13 protein-coding genes and 2 rRNA genes (1 of these 15 only partly in view) are annotated in these 15,859 nt (G+C 53.3%); 13 read left to right on the plus strand and 2 right to left on the minus strand.

Going from position 1 to position 15,859, the window contains the following annotated elements; translation table 11 throughout:
• From CGZ75_RS19040 to CGZ75_RS25645, 9 genes are all read left to right on the plus strand, one after another.
• Window positions 1–1,052: ribosomal RNA gene (locus CGZ75_RS19040) — 23S ribosomal RNA — on the plus strand; it begins 1,880 nt to the left of the window's first position.
• An 86-nt stretch (window positions 1,053–1,138) separates the two neighbouring features.
• Window positions 1,139–1,255: ribosomal RNA gene (rrf, locus tag CGZ75_RS19045) — 5S ribosomal RNA — on the plus strand.
• Between the two features lie 220 nt (window positions 1,256–1,475).
• Window positions 1,476–2,567 carry a threonine aldolase family protein gene (locus CGZ75_RS19050; RefSeq protein WP_245850924.1) on the plus strand — a complete coding sequence of 364 codons (1,092 nt, stop codon included), beginning with the start codon at window positions 1,476–1,478 and terminating at the stop codon, window positions 2,565–2,567.
• A 24-nt stretch (window positions 2,568–2,591) separates the two neighbouring features.
• Window positions 2,592–3,770: a GNAT family N-acetyltransferase gene (locus CGZ75_RS19055; RefSeq protein ID WP_089525770.1), complete on the plus strand. Its 1,179-nt coding sequence runs from the start codon at window positions 2,592–2,594 to the stop codon at window positions 3,768–3,770.
• Window positions 3,771–4,126: 356 nt separating this feature from the next.
• Window positions 4,127–4,591, plus strand: a complete 465-nt coding sequence (locus tag CGZ75_RS19060; RefSeq protein WP_089525771.1) for a CtsR family transcriptional regulator — start codon at window positions 4,127–4,129, stop codon at window positions 4,589–4,591.
• A 28-nt stretch (window positions 4,592–4,619) separates the two neighbouring features.
• Window positions 4,620–5,153, plus strand: coding sequence for a protein-arginine kinase activator protein McsA (gene mcsA, locus CGZ75_RS19065; protein ID WP_089525772.1), 534 nt, complete (start codon window positions 4,620–4,622; stop codon window positions 5,151–5,153).
• A 52-nt stretch (window positions 5,154–5,205) separates the two neighbouring features.
• On the plus strand, window positions 5,206–6,291 hold the full coding sequence (gene mcsB / locus CGZ75_RS19070; RefSeq protein WP_089525773.1) for a protein-arginine kinase McsB: 1,086 nt from the start codon (window positions 5,206–5,208) through the stop codon (window positions 6,289–6,291).
• A complete protein-coding gene (gene clpC / locus CGZ75_RS19075) occupies window positions 6,288–8,750 on the plus strand; it encodes an ATP-dependent protease ATP-binding subunit ClpC (RefSeq protein WP_089525774.1) in 2,463 nt (820 codons plus the stop codon). The genes mcsB and clpC overlap by 4 nt, the downstream gene beginning before the upstream one ends.
• Before the next feature lie 146 nt (window positions 8,751–8,896).
• Entirely contained in the window at window positions 8,897–9,547 is a 651-nt protein-coding gene (locus CGZ75_RS25645; protein ID WP_217900080.1) for an antibiotic biosynthesis monooxygenase, read from the plus strand.
• Window positions 9,548–9,604: 57 nt separating this feature from the next.
• Here the strand turns inward: CGZ75_RS25645 and CGZ75_RS24760 are convergent, their stop codons facing one another.
• On the minus strand, window positions 9,605–9,769 hold the full coding sequence (locus CGZ75_RS24760; protein ID WP_157694344.1) for a DUF2304 family protein: 165 nt from the start codon (window positions 9,767–9,769) through the stop codon (window positions 9,605–9,607).
• A 288-nt stretch (window positions 9,770–10,057) separates the two neighbouring features.
• On the opposite strand from CGZ75_RS24760, the gene CGZ75_RS19085 reads away from it, so the two are divergent.
• The 4 genes from CGZ75_RS19085 (at window position 10,058) to CGZ75_RS19100 (ending at window position 14,468) form a co-directional block, all read left to right on the plus strand.
• Window positions 10,058–11,161, plus strand: a complete 1,104-nt coding sequence (locus CGZ75_RS19085; protein ID WP_342745695.1) for an ABC transporter substrate-binding protein — start codon at window positions 10,058–10,060, stop codon at window positions 11,159–11,161.
• A 36-nt stretch (window positions 11,162–11,197) separates the two neighbouring features.
• Window positions 11,198–12,064, plus strand: coding sequence for an ABC transporter ATP-binding protein (locus CGZ75_RS19090; RefSeq protein ID WP_089525775.1), 867 nt, complete (start codon window positions 11,198–11,200; stop codon window positions 12,062–12,064).
• 130 nt (window positions 12,065–12,194) lie between these two features.
• Window positions 12,195–13,064, plus strand: coding sequence for an ABC transporter permease (locus tag CGZ75_RS19095; RefSeq protein WP_089525776.1), 870 nt, complete (start codon window positions 12,195–12,197; stop codon window positions 13,062–13,064).
• A gap of 39 nt (window positions 13,065–13,103) precedes the next feature.
• Entirely contained in the window at window positions 13,104–14,468 is a 1,365-nt protein-coding gene (locus tag CGZ75_RS19100) for an LLM class flavin-dependent oxidoreductase (RefSeq protein ID WP_089525777.1), read from the plus strand.
• 223 nt (window positions 14,469–14,691) lie between these two features.
• On the opposite strand, the gene CGZ75_RS19105 is transcribed toward CGZ75_RS19100, so the two are convergent.
• Window positions 14,692–15,858 (minus strand): sensor histidine kinase, encoded by a 1,167-nt coding sequence (locus tag CGZ75_RS19105; protein ID WP_089525778.1) that lies wholly within the window; start codon window positions 15,856–15,858, stop codon window positions 14,692–14,694.
• Window position 15,859: the final 1 nt, after the last annotated feature.

The following is a 15,859-nucleotide window of genomic DNA, read 5'->3' on the forward strand; positions in this document are numbered from 1 at the left end:
CTGGAAGGTTAAGGGGAGCGGTTAGGAGCAATCCGAAGCTGTGAACCGAAGCCCCAGTAAACGGCGGCCGTAACTATAACGGTCCTAAGGTAGCGAAATTCCTTGTCAGGTAAATTCTGACCCGCACGAATGGCGTAACGACTTGGGCGCTGTCTCAACGAGAGATCCGGTGAAATTTTAATACCTGTGAAGATGCAGGTTACCCGCGACAAGACGGAAAGACCCCATGGAGCTTTACTGTAACTTGATATTGGACTTTGGTACGATCTGTACAGGATAGGTGGGAGCCTAAGAAGCCGGAGCGCCAGCTTCGGTGGAGGCACCGTTGGGATACCACCCTGATCGTATCGGAGTTCTAACCTGCTGCCGTGAAACCGGCAGAGGGACCGTGTCAGGTGGACAGTTTGACTGGGGCGGTCGCCTCCTAAAATGTAACGGAGGCGCCCAAAGGTTCCCTCAGAATGGTTGGAAATCATTCGAAGCGTGCAAAGGCATAAGGGAGCTTGACTGCGAGACCTACAAGTCGAGCAGGGACGAAAGTCGGGCTTAGTGATCCGGTGGTACCGAATGGAAGGGCCATCGCTCAACGGATAAAAGCTACCCTGGGGATAACAGGCTTATCTCCCCCAAGAGTCCACATCGACGGGGAGGTTTGGCACCTCGATGTCGGCTCATCGCATCCTGGGGCTGAAGTAGGTCCCAAGGGTTGGGCTGTTCGCCCATTAAAGCGGTACGCGAGCTGGGTTCAGAACGTCGTGAGACAGTTCGGTCCCTATCTGTCGTGGGCGCAGGAAATTTGAGAGGAGCTGTCCTTAGTACGAGAGGACCGGGATGGACGTACCGCTGGTGTACCAGTTGTTCCGCCAGGAGCACAGCTGGGTAGCTACGTACGGACGGGATAAGCGCTGAAAGCATCTAAGCGCGAAGCCCCCCTCGAGATGAGATTTCCCAGTATGTAAGACCCCTAGAAGACGACTAGGTTGATAGGTTCGAGGTGGAAGCGCAGCAATGCGTGCAGCTGACGAATACTAATCGGTCGAGGGCTTATCCAAATCAGTGAAGCAACAGCCGGTCAGCACGGCGTATCGTTCGATCCAGTTTTCAGGGCGCAAGCTTACGTCTTGAGTAATGCAGCACGTTTGGTGGCGATGGCGGAAGGGAACCACGCGTACCCATCCCGAACACGACCGTTAAGCCTTCCAGCGCCGATGGTACTTGGACCGCAGGGTCCTGGGAGAGTAGGACGTCGCCAAGCACAATGCAAACCGTACCGTCACATCCTCGGATGTGGCGGTTTTTTGCTATTCCCGATGAAATTCGGTTTAGCTGATACCAGTAAATCTTGATAGTAATATTAGCTATAATTGAAGTTTACTTGCGGCTGTATCCTGAATCTGGTATATGTGCATAAAGGCTTTGGCATTAAGTCTGCATCAAAGAAGCCAAGTTCGGCCTAAAGAGGGGAGAGCTTCACCGTGACAAACCAATTGGCGGAAAGCTATTCCAAAGCGGAATATCAGACCGTTGGAAGCAATGCGCGTTCATTAAAGGTATTAATGGATGCATTCAAAGACGCAAACCCCGATCGGCTCAGTGATATGTACGGTAATGGGGAAATCATCGAGTCCTTCCAGACGAAGGTTGCCTCACTGCTCGGCAAAGAGTCGGCCCTATTTTTTCCTAGCGGCACGATGGCACAGCAAATTGCCTTGCGAATCTGGAGTGAACGCAGGGGAATTCGCAAAGCCGCTTATCACCCGCTCTGTCATCTGGAAATCCATGAGGAAAATGGGCTTCAGGAGCTGCATGGAATCGAGTCGGTGCTGCTTGGTGAAAGGGACCGCTTAATTACTCTGGCAGATGTTCAAGCGATGGGCGACGATATCGGCTGTCTACTGCTTGAGCTTCCACAACGGGAAATTGGTGGCCAGCTTCCTACTTATGAAGAGCTGGTAGCCATTTCAGATTATTGCCAGGCGAAAGGAATTCCGCTGCATCTCGATGGTGCGCGTTTATTTGAAGTTGTTCCTTTTTACGGGCGTACGGAAGCCGAAATATGCCGTTTATTCGACAGCGTGTACGTGTCGTTCTATAAAGGGCTTGGTGGTGTCGCTGGAGCGATTCTGGCTGGTGATACCGATCTGACGGAGAAGTCGAAGGTATGGAAAAGGCGGCATGGAGGCGACTTGGTCAGCCTTTATCCATACATCCTCAGCTCAGATTACGCCTTAGAGCTGCGCCGGCCGCGTATGGGGATTTACTATGAGGGGGCAATAGAGCTAAGTTCCCGCCTGAATGGCTGTTCAAGGCTGAAGACGGTTCCCGAGCGACCAGTCTCCAATATGTTTCATCTCCATATCGAATTGCCGCTGGAGCAAGCGACAGAAGTATTTATAAAAACAACAGAGCAATCCGGTGTTGGCCTCATCTCTTTCTTGAGAGAAACGTCCGAGACGTCCTGCTCGACCGAAATCCATATTGGCGACCGCTATACGAACATTCCAGCCGATCGGCTGGAAGAGGCACTTCTGCTGCTGGACAAGCTTTTACGCACCGCGGGTGAATAGAATCCATTAAGGGAGTGAGTAACAATGGAAATTCGCAAGCTGTTGCCGGAAGAGATAGATGATCATATCAAGCTGAGCCTGTATGCATTCCAGGCCGAGCTATCAGCTGAAGATATGGAGAGACAAAGGCAGTTATCAGAACCCGAGCAAGTACTTGTGGCGGTTGAACAAGGAACGATTCGTTCCAAGCTGCACGTGATCCCGCTCGAAATATATCTTCAAGGCCGCCGCTTTTTAATGGGCGGAGTTGCTGGTGTAGCGACATGGCCAGAGGAGCGACGCAAAGGACATGTCAGCGTATTGCTGAAGCATGCACTTGCAGAGATGCGGAGCAACGGTCAGACTTTGTCGATGCTGGCTCCATTCCACATCGGATTTTATCGCAAATTCGGCTGGGAGCTCTGCGTTGATCTGATCAAGTTTACTATTTCAAAGGAAAAGCTGCCTCGCCGCTCAGAATCGCCAGGAATGATTGAACGAGTAGAGCCCAAAAACGCGGAAGTTTACCCTATCCTGCAGGAGCTCTACGAGGTTTATGCTTCTGACTTCAATAGTTCGCTCGTACGTACACCTAAATGGTGGGAAAACTCCGTGTTTCGACGCAAGTCGGGCAGTGCCATGCTTTATCGTTCATCCGCGGGTACGCCTGAAGGATACGCTCTATATAAGGTGAAAGATGGGGTACTGACCGTTAAAGAGTTGGTTTATTTGAACGAAGAGGCAAGAGAGGGTCTTTGGAGCTTTTTCAGTAATCATGATTCCATGATTGAAAAGGCTGAGTTCGAAAGTTATAGCGGAGATCCTCTGCCGTACCTGCTGCCTGATCCACGCATCGAGCAAAGCGTACATCCTTATTTTATGGCTCGAATTGTAGATGCGCAGGCTTTTGTGAGTCAGTATCCATTCCTGCCCGGACAGAGGGATTCGTGGCGAATCCGTATCGAGGATCCAAATGCTCTCTGGAACGAGGGGGAGTGGGAGCTGACTGTGGACGAGCAAGGCAAAGGTAGTTTGGAGCTTGCTGCGGCAGGGAGTAGAGACATGCTATCCGCATCTATTGGGACCTGGACAGCACTGCTGACCGGCTATTCCAAGGCGGCGACGTTAACGCAAACAAGGCAGCTGCAGGGACCAGAACAGTCCGCTATAAAGCTTGCTGAGCGCATCGCTGCCCGCACCCCCAATTTGATGGACTACTTCTAGGTATAAAGAGAAGCGACTTATCCCAAGCTGGTAACAGCAGGTTTAGTCGCTTTTTCTATTTATGGTGGATAGGACAAAGATTCAGAATTCTTCAAAAACGGATTGGCGATGCTCTTGACCTTTGTGAAAAAAAGCGTATAATTACTGTTAAAGTCAAAGAAAGTCAAAGTCAGTTGCAAACCGTTTCGCTGTAAAAGGGTAAATGCCCTCGAGCAGTTGGAACAGCTTTCTCGCCTAGCGAAGGTCGTAATTTACGCCGTCAGGGGAATGCTACAAGGATGCGATTCGACATTGGCTATTTGGCTTAACTCACAACATTTGCAACCCAAAGTGTGATGCAAAGGGAGGTTGGTGATATGCGAAATATTTCCGATGCTCTGGAGCAGCACTTGAAGCAGCTGCTGCAGGATAGCCCCGAGAGCGCGGTGGAAATTCAGCGCAATGAGCTCGCGGATCGCTTCTCCTGCGTGCCGTCTCAAATCAATTATGTCATCAGCACCCGCTTTACGCTGGAGAAAGGTTATCTAGTCGAAAGCAAGCGGGGCGGCGGGGGTTACATCCGTATTCAGCGGATCGAGCTACCTGCGATGAAAGCCATTCATGGCCATATCCATCATTCAATCGGCACTCATGTTGAACAGAGTGCGGCAGAAGGACTTATTTATCAGTTGGAGGAAGCGACGATCATCACTAGGCGCGAAGGCAATCTGCTGCGAGCTGCTGTGTGCAGGGAGACGATTGCGGTCAAGCTTCCGCTGCGCGACGAGCTTAGAGCGAGATTGCTTAAGGCGATGCTTATCTCACTTCTGGGTAAGGAATAGAAGACAGTCCGGCAAGGAGGGAAGCGGCATGCTTTGTCAGGAATGTGGCAAGAGACCGGCCACGCTTCATTTTACCAAGATCATCAACGGGGATAAAAATGAATTTCACATCTGTGAGTCCTGCGCTCGCGAGAGGGGAGAAGGGCTCCCGGGAGCACCAAACGGCTTCTCCATTCATAGCCTCCTGTCAGGGCTGATGGACTTTGAGCCTTCAGGCAAGGCGAGCAGTCCGAGCCAGATAGCAGCTCAGGCATTGCGATGTGAACAATGCGGTCTGACCTATTCACAGTTCACCAAGCTCGGGCGTTTCGGCTGCAGCTCTTGTTATAAACATTTTGAAGATCGGCTCGATCCTCTGTTCAAAAGAGTGCATGGCAGCACATCGCATGTTGGTAAAATTCCGCAACGCTCGGGAGGCCTGATTAAGACGAGGCGCGAAATCGATCGTCTGAGGCAGGAGATGAAGAGCTCGATCCAGAAAGAAGAGTTCGAGGCTGCCGCCGGGCTCCGAGATGAGATTCGCCAGCTCGAGAAGCAGCTTCATGGAGCTAGCGAAGAATGAAGGGTCAGAAGGGTGTACCTGACGGCCGTGCAACCGAGAGGAGGGATTGGATTTGACAGCCAACCGCTTTGCGCAGAAGGCGCTGAGTGAATGGATGAAGGAAGACGGGCCGGATTCCGACATCGTATTCAGCAGCAGGGTGCGGATAGCGCGCAACCTGCGTGGCTTTCCATTCCCGATCTTGGCCACAGGGGAACATTCCACTGAGGTTATGAACAAGCTTTCGACCGTCGCGATGGAAGGAAAGCTTGATTCAATCGGCAACTTCGAAACGCTGATCCTATCCGATCTCAGTGAGCTTGAACGCAGGGTGCTGGTCGAGAAACATCTAATCAGCCCTTCACTAGCGAATGAATCGCGGGTCGGAGCCGTTGTGTTGAGTGACAACGAAGCAATTAGCATAATGATTAACGAAGAGGACCATCTTCGCATTCAATGTTTATATCCGGGTTTTCAAGTCAAGGAGGCATGGCAGCTTGCCAGCCGAATCGACGATATTTATGAAGAGGCTACGGAGTATGCCTTCGACGAGAAGCGCGGTTTTCTCACCAGTTGTCCGACCAATGTAGGCACGGGCATCCGTGCATCGGTCATGATGCATCTGCCAGCGCTCGTTATGACGCAGCAGATCAATCGCATTTTGTCCGCGATTACGCAGGTAGGGCTGGCGGTGAGAGGTCTTTACGGCGAAGGCAGCGAGGCGCTTGGCAATTTGTTTCAAATTTCTAACCAGATTACGCTTGGTCAGTCCGAGGAAGAAATTATCGATAATCTACATGGCGTCGTCCGCCAAATTATCGAGCATGAGAAGGCGGCTCGGCAGAGACTGATGCAGGAATCCCAGCTGCGGTTGGAGGATCGCGTTAAGCGTTCCTACGGCATTCTTTCCCATGCGGCGATCATGGAATCCAAGGAGTCCGCGCAGCGGCTCTCGGATGTACGGCTGGGCATCGATCTGGGCATGATTCGAGAAGTCTCCCCGCAGGTTATGAATGAGTTAATGGTGATGACTCAGCCGGGCTTTTTGCAACAGGCTTTTGAGGAAAAGATGAACACGGAGCAGCGGGATATGCGGAGAGCGGAGCTCATTCGCATACAGCTGGCATCCCGATCCCAAGATGGAGGTGCTTACGAATGATGTTTGGACGATTCACGGAACGCGCGCAAAAGGTGCTTGCACTTGCCCAGGAAGAGGCAGTGCGACTTGGACATAACAATATCGGTACGGAGCACATCCTGCTCGGCCTCATTCGGGAAGGCGAAGGCATCGCGGCCAAAGCGTTGATCGCGCTTGGACTCGGCCTCGAGAAAATTCAAGATGAAGTGGAGTCGCTTATCGGTCGCGGCCAAGAGCAGCCAAGCAACATCGCTTACACTCCACGCGCCAAAAAAGTCATCGAGCTGTCGATGGACGAAGCTCGTAAGCTGGGTCATACCTATGTCGGTACGGAGCATATTCTACTCGGTCTGATCCGCGAGGGAGAAGGCGTTGCAGCTCGCGTGCTGAACAATCTTGGCATCAGCCTGAATAAAGCTCGCCAGCAAGTGTTGCAGCTGCTTGGCAGCAGCGAAGCTGTTTCCAGCAGCCATGGCGCTCCAGCTAATGTTAGCACGCCGACGTTGGACGGACTTGCCAGAGATTTGACGGCATCCGCCCGCGAAAATAATCTTGATCCGGTTATCGGCCGGAGCAAAGAGATTGAGCGCGTCATTCAAGTGCTCAGCCGCCGCACGAAGAACAATCCGGTGCTGATTGGTGAGCCGGGTGTCGGCAAAACAGCGATCGCTGAAGGACTGGCGCAGAAAATTATCGCCAACGAAATTCCCGAGACGCTGCGCGACAAACGCGTTATGACGCTGGATATGGGCTCAGTTGTAGCGGGAACGAAGTACCGCGGTGAATTCGAGGATCGGTTGAAAAAGATCATGGATGAGATTCGCCAAGCGGGTAATATCGTCCTGTTCATCGATGAGCTTCACACGCTGATCGGAGCCGGTGGCGCGGAAGGCGCAATCGACGCTTCCAACATTCTGAAGCCAGCATTGGCACGCGGCGAGCTGCAGTGTATCGGCGCAACAACGCTGGATGAATACCGCAAGTACATCGAGAAGGATGCAGCGCTTGAGCGTCGCTTCCAACCGATTACGGTTGATCAACCAACGCCGGAGGAAGCCGTTCAGATTCTCCATGGACTTCGCGACCGTTATGAGGCTCATCACCGTGTCAAAATTACCGATGAGGCCATCCTAGCCGCTGTTAAGCTGTCGGACCGCTATATTACGGATCGTTTCCTGCCGGATAAAGCAATCGATCTGATTGATGAGGCAAGCTCCAAGGTAAGATTGCATACGTATACGATTCCGCCGGATCTCAAGCAGCTTGAGAGCCGTCTGGACGAAGTACGTAAGGAGAAGGATGCTGCCGTACAGAGCCAGGAGTTCGAAAAGGCCGCTGCTTTGCGCGACACGGAGCAAAAGATTCGTGAAGAGCTGGACACGACCAAGAACATCTGGAAGGAAAAACAAGGACGAACCGATTCCGAAGTAACGCCAGAGGATATCGGCCAAGTCGTTGCCAGCTGGACGGGAATTCCGGTCAGTAAACTGGCTGAAGAAGAAACGCAACGTTTGCTCAAGATGGAAGATATTCTGCATGACCGCATCATCGGCCAAGCCGATGCCGTCAAAGCTGTCTCCCGTGCGGTGCGTCGTTCACGTGCGGGTCTGAAGGATCCAAAGCGTCCAATTGGCAGCTTTATCTTCCTAGGCCCAACTGGCGTCGGCAAAACGGAGCTGGCTCGCGCGCTGGCCGAAGCGATGTTCGGCGACGAGAATGCAGTTATCCGCATCGACATGTCGGAATATATGGAGAAGCACTCCACCTCGCGTCTGGTCGGGGCGCCTCCAGGATATGTCGGCTACGAAGAAGGCGGCCAATTGACCGAAAAAGTCCGCCGCAAACCGTACTCTGTTGTCCTGCTCGATGAAATCGAGAAGGCGCATCCAGAAGTATTCAACATCCTGCTGCAGGTGTTGGAAGACGGCCGTTTGACCGATTCCAAAGGTCGCGTCGTTGATTTCCGGAATACGCTGATCATCATGACCTCCAACGTCGGCGCTGATCAGATCAAGCGGAATTCGACGCTGGGCTTCACCGCAGAGCAGGATGCGGGACGCGAGTTTAATCAAATGAAGGATAAGGTTCTGGCTGAGCTGAAAAAGAGCTTCCGTCCCGAGTTCCTGAACCGGATCGACGAAACCATCGTGTTCCACTCTCTCGCACAGGAGCATATTGCTCAAATCGTGACGCTGATGTCCGACGAGCTGCGCAAACGGCTGCGTGAGCAAGAGGTAGACTTTGAGCTGACCGATAAGGCTAAGGCATTCCTGGCCAAGGAAGGCTTTGATCCAGCCTATGGCGCTCGTCCGCTGCGCCGTGCGATCCAGAAGCATATCGAGGACCGTCTGTCCGAAGAGCTGCTGATGGGCACGATCCGCAAAGGTTTTATGCTCTTCATCGATGAAGAGAACGGCGGGCTGACCGTTGTTCCTCATCCGGAGCATAAGAATCCCCAGGAGGAGCCGGCCGCTAAGTAATGGCTGAAGGTATTTAAATCATGGCTAGTCGCAGTCCCCGGCCCGAAGCAGGGTCGGGGGCTGTTTTTTTTACGGATCGTGGAACGGGATGCGGGTAAGAAGAGGGATCTAGCAACGCTAACCAAATGAGAAGGAGAGCTGCCTCAATGATAGTTGTAACCAATACGATTCAGATCAAGAGTGGCTTTGGAGATCAGTTTGCGGAAAGATTCAAAAATCCAAAAGGTGTCCATAAAATGCCCGGTTTCGTGAGTATGGAGCTGCTGTTGTCGCGCGGTGAGGAAGCAGATGAGTTGAAGGTAGTCACCCACTGGGTAGATAAAGCGAGCTTCGACAACTGGGTGAGCAGCGATTCTTTCAAGCAGGCACACGCGCGGCCAGCTTCGGCGTCTTCGGCGTCGAGTGAACAGCCTCCGGTAGAAGCGGCCCAGCCCATGGGCGGCACGGCTGTGGATGGTAACCCCGTGGACGGCGCAACGGCTGCTGCTGAGACGGCGGTCGCTCCTACAGCTGCAGGAGAACATGGCGACGCAGCTGAAACGGCGGGGCGGCATAGAGCTGGAGAATACGTGGCAGCGCGCGCTGAAGGCGCTCCTGCAGCCGGAACAGCCAATGCTGGAGCACACGCTACGGCTAGCCACCCCAGTGGAACTGCTGGTACACACGCCGCGCATGGCCAAGCCAACGGAACTGCGGGCGCAGCCGCAGCGGTCGCACCCAATCCGCGCGAGCTGATGCTTGGCGCGAAGCTGTCCGTACACGAGATGCTGTTCACACTCGGTACAGACAAGCTCTAAGACAAAAAAGCTGCTTCCCTCACGTGAGGGAAGCAGCTTTTTTAATAAACAAACCTTTTAAAGCAGCAGTGGAAGTGCGAAAAAGCCCAGAATGCCTCCGCTGACGCTGAGCCATAGAAGCGCATAGCGGTCTCGGAGCACTCCCTTGCGGATGCAGTGCAGAACGAGACCAACGAATAAAAGAGCAATAGCGATAAGGGCGAGTTGCAGCAGATCAGGCATGGCTCCATCCTCCTGGATGCCGTCCTTGCAGCCGATTAGGCGGCGAGGCAGCTTCAATATACCTTTAGCATGGGCGAAAAAAAGGGCGCGTATACGTGTTGACGAAACAATTCCGCTCTGCTATGATTCAATTCATAGTAATTAAATAGGAATTGTATGAATCTACCGGACGAACCGGAGACGCAACGCCGCAGAGCTTATTATGCCCTGCTGCATGCGTCTTTTTTTGTTTCTTACGGGGATTTATTACTGGGATTATGCCGTTTGCCAATAGAGAGGGGAAAAAACATGAGTACATTTCAAACAGTGAATTACCAAACGTCGTCCACCACGGTCAAACGGAATCGAATGAGAAATCGCGCAGCTGCAGCGCTAGCTACCTTATTATCAGCGGCGGTGTTAATTGCAGGCTGCGGAAGCAATGGGGACCAAGCCGCATCGGCAAACTCGAATGGAGCAGGAGAGCCGGAGGTACTGGAGCTGAGCTATCAGGGCACGGTCGAAGGAGTGACTTTCCCGGAGCTTGCCGAGGATCTCGGTTATCTGGCCCCAATCAAGCTCAAATGGATCGGCAACACGATCAGCGGGCCGCAAGACATTCAGACGGTGGCAACGGGCCAGGCTGATTTTGGCGGAGCTTTTAACGGGGCGGTCATTAAACTTGTATCAGCAGGAGCTCCGATCCGCTCCGTCATCAGTTATTACGGTATGGATGAGGAGAACTACAACGGCTATTTTGTGCTCGAAGACAGTCCCATCAAGAGCGCTCGTGATCTTATCGGCAAAAAGGTTGGCATGAACACGCTTGGTGCCCATGGTGAGTTTGTACTTAAAGAGTATTTGCAGCGAGGCGGGCTGACGGATGAGGAAATTAAGCAGGTTACACTGGTCGCTTTGCCGCCCGTGAATATTGCGCAATCGCTGCGAGCAGGCCAGATTGATGTAGCTTCGCTGGGAGGCGTTCTACGTGATAAGTTGTCAGCCGAGGGCGGCGTAAGGAAGTTATTCAGCGACTTCGAGCTATTCGGGGCACAGAGCGCGGGGACGATTGTATTCAAGGAAAAATTCATCAAGGATAACCCTAACACGGTCCGCAAGTTCGTGGAGGCGACTGCCAAGGCGATTGAATGGGCTCGCAATCAGCCTCGGGAAACGGTCATCCAGCGCAGTGAAGCCATTATTAAAAATCGTGGACGCCAGGAAACCGGCACGATTGTGAAGTATTGGAAAACGACGAGCTTGGCCGGCAAAGGGGGCACAATTCGCCCAGAGGAATTCGAGATTTGGCGTAAATGGCTGGAGAAAAGCGGAGATAAAAAGGCCGGGGAAGTAAAGCTGGAGGATCTGTTCACGAATGAATTCAATCCTTATAAAGCTGAAGTAGAGAAGTAAGGTTAGGCAAGCGTTTTGGAAAGGAGTCGATACGACATGAGTGAAAAGCAGCAGCAAGCGGTGATTACAGAGGCGGCCAAAATTAGCTTTCAAAATGTAACGAAGCGGTTCCAGGTTCGCGAGGGGAGGGGCGTATCGGAATTCACGGCGATGGACGGCGTGAACTTGGATGTACGCCCAGGCGAGTTCATGGCGGTCGTCGGGCCAAGCGGCTGCGGCAAATCAACCTTGTTGGATCTGCTCGCCGGGTTATCCCATCCGACCTCGGGTCAGATTTTACTGGATGGTCGGCCGATTACCGGTCCAGGGCTGGATCGGGGCATTGTTTTTCAGCAATATGCGCTGTTCCCTTGGAGGACGGCACGAGCAAACATTGAGTTCGGCCTGGAAGCAAAGGGATTCAGCCAGAAGGAGCGCCGGGAGCGGGCGCGGCATTATTTGGCGCTAGTTGGGCTATCGGGCTTCGAAAACCGTTACCCGCATGAACTATCAGGTGGCATGAAGCAGCGTGTCGCGATTGCTCGCAGTCTGGCATTTGATCCGGATGTGCTGTTGATGGATGAACCTTTCGCGGCTCTGGACGCCCAGACTCGGGAGAGCTTGCAGACGGAACTGCTGAGCATCTGGGAGCAGACGGGCAAAACGATTCTCTTCATCACGCATGGTATCGACGAAGCAGTATATCTCGGGCAGAGAGTCGCCGTCATGACGGCTCGGCCGGGAAGAATCAAGCGGATCATCGACATTCCGCTCGGCAAGCGTTCGGAGGATGAGGATATCCGCTCCGGAGCCGAATTCGGCGCGCTGCGCCACGAAATTTGGAGCGAGCTGCGGGAGGAAGTGCAGCGTTCGCAGGCATTTGACCGGAGCCCGGTAACTGCGAAGGCGGGACTGGCGAAATAGCCGAGCGTGAATGAACAGCGGGCGGAAGCGTGAACTATTCAGTGCATGAACATTTGATTTCATGAACGGTTAAGAGCATAGATGATTGAGCTTGTGAAGGAACGTAATTCGGAGAGGAGCGGGATGCAAAATGAGCCTAGATAAAGCAATGGCGGCCACGAGCTCTACGGCCGCGGGAGGCCTTGCGACAAGGCAAGCTGGCACTGGCACAGGGCGGGCGGTCGCCGCAGCAGTTCGTATTCGGTCGGCTGCGGCAAAGGTGCTTCGCAGCACAGCGGCGATTGCCGCTTTTGCCGCAATATGGGAGCTGGCACCTCGACTTGGGTTAGTCGATTCGACGTTCCTACCCCCGTTATCTACGGTATTGTCGGCCTGGTGGGATCTGGCCGTATCGGGAGCGTTGTTGGAGCATTTTCAAGCGAGCATTGTTCGTTCAATCAGCGGGTTGTTGCTTGCCATTACCGTGGCTATACCTTTAGGATTGGCTATCGGTTATTACAAACCGGTGGCCGCGCTGCTGAATCCGCTGTTGGAGCTGTTCCGCAATACGGCGGCGCTGGCGCTTTTACCTGTATTTATTCTAATTCTCGGCATCGGAGAGACTTCCAAAATCACGATCGTCCTGTTCGCATGCACGTGGCCGATTTTGTTAAGTACAGTCAATGGTGTGCGTAGCGTCGATCCGCTGCTCATCAAGTCGGCACGCTCTCTCGGGCTCCAGCCATTCAAGCTTTTTTTCAAAGTCATTCTGCCGGCTTCGCTGCCGTCTATATTTACGGGAATCCGCCTTGCCGGGGCTTCCTCGATTCTTGTCCTGATCGCGGCTGAGATGGTGGGGGCGAAGGCTGGGCTGGGTTACTTGATCAACTATACGCAGTACAATTTTCAGATTCCTGAAATGTATGCCGGCATCCTGACGATTTCCGCGCTTGGACTGCTCATCAATCAAGGCCTGGTGCTGCTGGAGCGCAGATTCTCCGGTTGGAAGAACAATGCTTAAGTTTGACGGGTCCATTCGACCACTGGGGAGGAAATAAAGATGAGTAGAAAAGATAAGATGCGCCTCGGAGCGTTCATGATGATTCCCGGCCACCACGTGGCCTCGTGGAGATATGAGCATAGCAACGCCGAGGGCGTGCTGGACTATAGCTTTTACCGGCAAGTAGCAAAAACTGCTGAGCGTGGAAAGTTTGATATGGTGTTTCTGGCGGATAGCTATGCGGTGCACGAACGCTTTCCGCTAGCGCTTGAGCAAGCGGTACAGGTGAGGTTGGAGCCGCTGACGCTGCTTTCAGCGCTCGCAGCCGATACGGAGCGGGTTGGTCTGGCCGGCACGGTCTCAACGACATACAACGAGCCTTTCCACGTGGCCCGCAAGTTCGCTTCGTTAGATTTTATTAGCGGAGGCCGAGCTGCCTGGAACGTCGTTACTTCGCATACAGAAGATGAGGCCCATAACTTCAATCGCGACAAAGAAATGCTCCATGACCTTCGCTACGAGCGTGCGCAGGAATTCGTCGACGTTGTCCGTCAACTGTGGGACGGCTGGGAGGATGGTGCGCTGGTAGGTGATAAGGAAGGGTCACGCTTTGCAGACCGCTCCAAAATTCATCGGACCAATCATCAGGGCAAATGGTTCCAGGTGCAAGGTCCGCTGAATGTCGCGCGGCCGCCGCAGGGGCATCCCGTCGTCATCCAGGCTGGTGCTTCAGAGCCGGGAAGGGAGCTTGCTGCTCGGACGGCAGAGGTCATTTTTACGGCGTGGCAAACATTGGAGGAGGCGCAGTCTTTCTACAAGGATATTAAAGGGCGGCTGGCCCTTTATGGACGGCAACATTCGGATTTGAAAATCATGCCGGGAGTTTTCCCGATTATCGGGCGTACCGAGGAGGAGGCGCGCGAGAAAAAGGCACGCTTCGAAGAGTTGATTCCCGTCGAAACAGGCGTAGCGCTACTATCTGGCTTGATTGGTTTTGACCTTAGCCCATATCCGGTGGACGGTCCGCTGCCAGAGCTGCCGAAGGTAGAGCAGGTGAATGGCATCAAGAGCCGATTCCAGCTCATTAAGGATTTGGCCGACCGCGATGAGCTGACCATTCGTCAGCTGTACCAGCGCATTGCTGGAGCTCGCGGTCACCGGGAGATCTTTGGCACGCCTGAGCAGATTGCTGATCAGCTGCAGGAATGGTTCGAAAATGATGCCGCCGATGGCTTCAATATTATGCCTCCCTATTTGCCGGGAGGGCTCGAAGACTTCGTCGACCTCGTCGTACCTGAGCTGCAGCGGCGCGGCCTGTTCCGCACCGAGTACGAAGGCAAGACGCTGCGCGAGAACCTTGGCCTGCAACGGCCAGCGAATTTCTACGCGGAGAGAGCGGTAGAAAGCAGTGTAACGGCGGGCTAAAGACAGCCAGTCAAGAGCACGGCTTAAATTTGAATACGAATTGCTCGACAAGTGAGTGCGGCTCGAGGTCAAACTCGAGTTCAAATTCGATTCGGAAAAAGTGGCCACATGGAGCGATTCCCCTTCATTTTTTGGAGGAGGGAATTGCTCTTTTTGCATTCCATAATCCCTCTCGTAGCAGCGGATGCCCATAACATGGAGACCCGTAGCGGCATGCACCTCCTTACTGTTTTCTTAAAGGTAAGCGAACGATGAACTCCGTCTTGCGCTTAGAGCTATTGGCTTCGATTATGCCGTTATGCAGATCAAGGATGCTTTTGACGATGGCAAGGCCAAGGCCGCTGCCTCCCGTCTGACGTGAGCGCGAGGCGTCAACACGATAGAAGCGCTCGAACAGATGAGGCAGATGGTTCACCGGAATCGGCTCTCCGTAGTTGCGGAAGACGATCTCAGCCCATACCGCTTGCTCTGACTCTGATAGGGGTTCATCGGCGGCTTCTTCCCTTGAGTCCGCACTGGCATCGCTTTCCCGCAAATAGATATCCATCAAACCTCCCGAGGCCCCATATCGAATCGCATTAGTCATCAGGTTCTCGAATACGCGCAGCAGCAGCTCTGGATCGGCATCAACGAGCAACTGGCTTGGCGAAGGATGGACGGTGCATTTCATGCCGGCCTCTTCAAGCAGGGGATGGAACTCATCCCCTAGCTGCCGGAGAAAAGGATTCAAATCCAACCGTTCCAACTGTAATGGCATTCCGCCTCCCGTGACGCGAGTGTACTCGAACAAATCGTCGATCAGCTTGCGCAATACGAGTGACTTATCGTAGGCAATATCGACATATTGTCGCAGCTCCAGCTCATCGCGATAGCGGTCCTTTTGAATATATTCGAGGAATCCAAGCACCGACGTGAGCGGGGTGCGCAAGTCATGGGATACGCCGGTAATCAGGTCGTTTTTAGCTTGAACGGCCGCCCGTTCCTCCTGCTGAGCCAGCTGCAGTTGACTAGCCATATCATTGATCGTTCGGGACACCGCGCCAAGTTCGTCGCTGCTTTTGTCCTCGATTCGATGACTCAAATTGCCATCGGCAATCTGCTTCAGTCCATCTGTAATAGCGTCGAAACGCTTCAGGAAGCGGAGCGACATCCAGTAGAACAGTCCAGCGAACAGCAAGGCGCCAATTACGACCATCACTGGGCCAGATCCGACATATTTGATCACAAATCTGAGCAGAGGAGTAAGCGGGAAAGAGCGCGACGGATTGTAGCGTAGTAATAAGCTGGACAAGGTGTAGCCTAGCCAAAGGATCGGAGCGATGAGGGCCAGGCTGAGCACGAAGCGAAATAAAAGTTTCCAAAGAAACGATTGCAGCATCCGGGTCATCATC

It is taken from the genome of Paenibacillus herberti, assembly GCF_002233675.1.
In the GTDB taxonomy this organism is placed as follows: domain Bacteria; phylum Bacillota; class Bacilli; order Paenibacillales; family Paenibacillaceae; genus Paenibacillus_O; species Paenibacillus_O herberti.

Excerpts from the sequence above, each read along its gene's own strand:
- CGZ75_RS19055 (WP_089525770.1), top strand. The coding sequence starts at position 2,592 with ATGGAAATTCGCAAGCTGTTGCCGGAAGAGATAGATGATCATATCAAG.
- CGZ75_RS19060 (WP_089525771.1), top strand. The coding sequence starts at position 4,127 with ATGCGAAATATTTCCGATGCTCTGGAGCAGCACTTGAAGCAGCTGCTG.
- mcsA (WP_089525772.1), top strand. The coding sequence starts at position 4,620 with ATGCTTTGTCAGGAATGTGGCAAGAGACCGGCCACGCTTCATTTTACC.
- clpC (WP_089525774.1), top strand. The coding sequence starts at position 6,288 with ATGATGTTTGGACGATTCACGGAACGCGCGCAAAAGGTGCTTGCACTT.
- CGZ75_RS25645 (WP_217900080.1), top strand. The coding sequence starts at position 8,897 with ATGATAGTTGTAACCAATACGATTCAGATCAAGAGTGGCTTTGGAGAT.
- CGZ75_RS24760 (WP_157694344.1), bottom strand. The coding sequence starts at position 9,769 with ATGCCTGATCTGCTGCAACTCGCCCTTATCGCTATTGCTCTTTTATTC.
- CGZ75_RS19085 (WP_342745695.1), top strand. The coding sequence starts at position 10,058 with ATGAGTACATTTCAAACAGTGAATTACCAAACGTCGTCCACCACGGTC.
- CGZ75_RS19090 (WP_089525775.1), top strand. The coding sequence starts at position 11,198 with ATGAGTGAAAAGCAGCAGCAAGCGGTGATTACAGAGGCGGCCAAAATT.
- CGZ75_RS19095 (WP_089525776.1), top strand. The coding sequence starts at position 12,195 with ATGAGCCTAGATAAAGCAATGGCGGCCACGAGCTCTACGGCCGCGGGA.
- CGZ75_RS19100 (WP_089525777.1), top strand. The coding sequence starts at position 13,104 with ATGAGTAGAAAAGATAAGATGCGCCTCGGAGCGTTCATGATGATTCCC.
- CGZ75_RS19105 (WP_089525778.1), bottom strand. The coding sequence starts at position 15,858 with ATGATGACCCGGATGCTGCAATCGTTTCTTTGGAAACTTTTATTTCGC.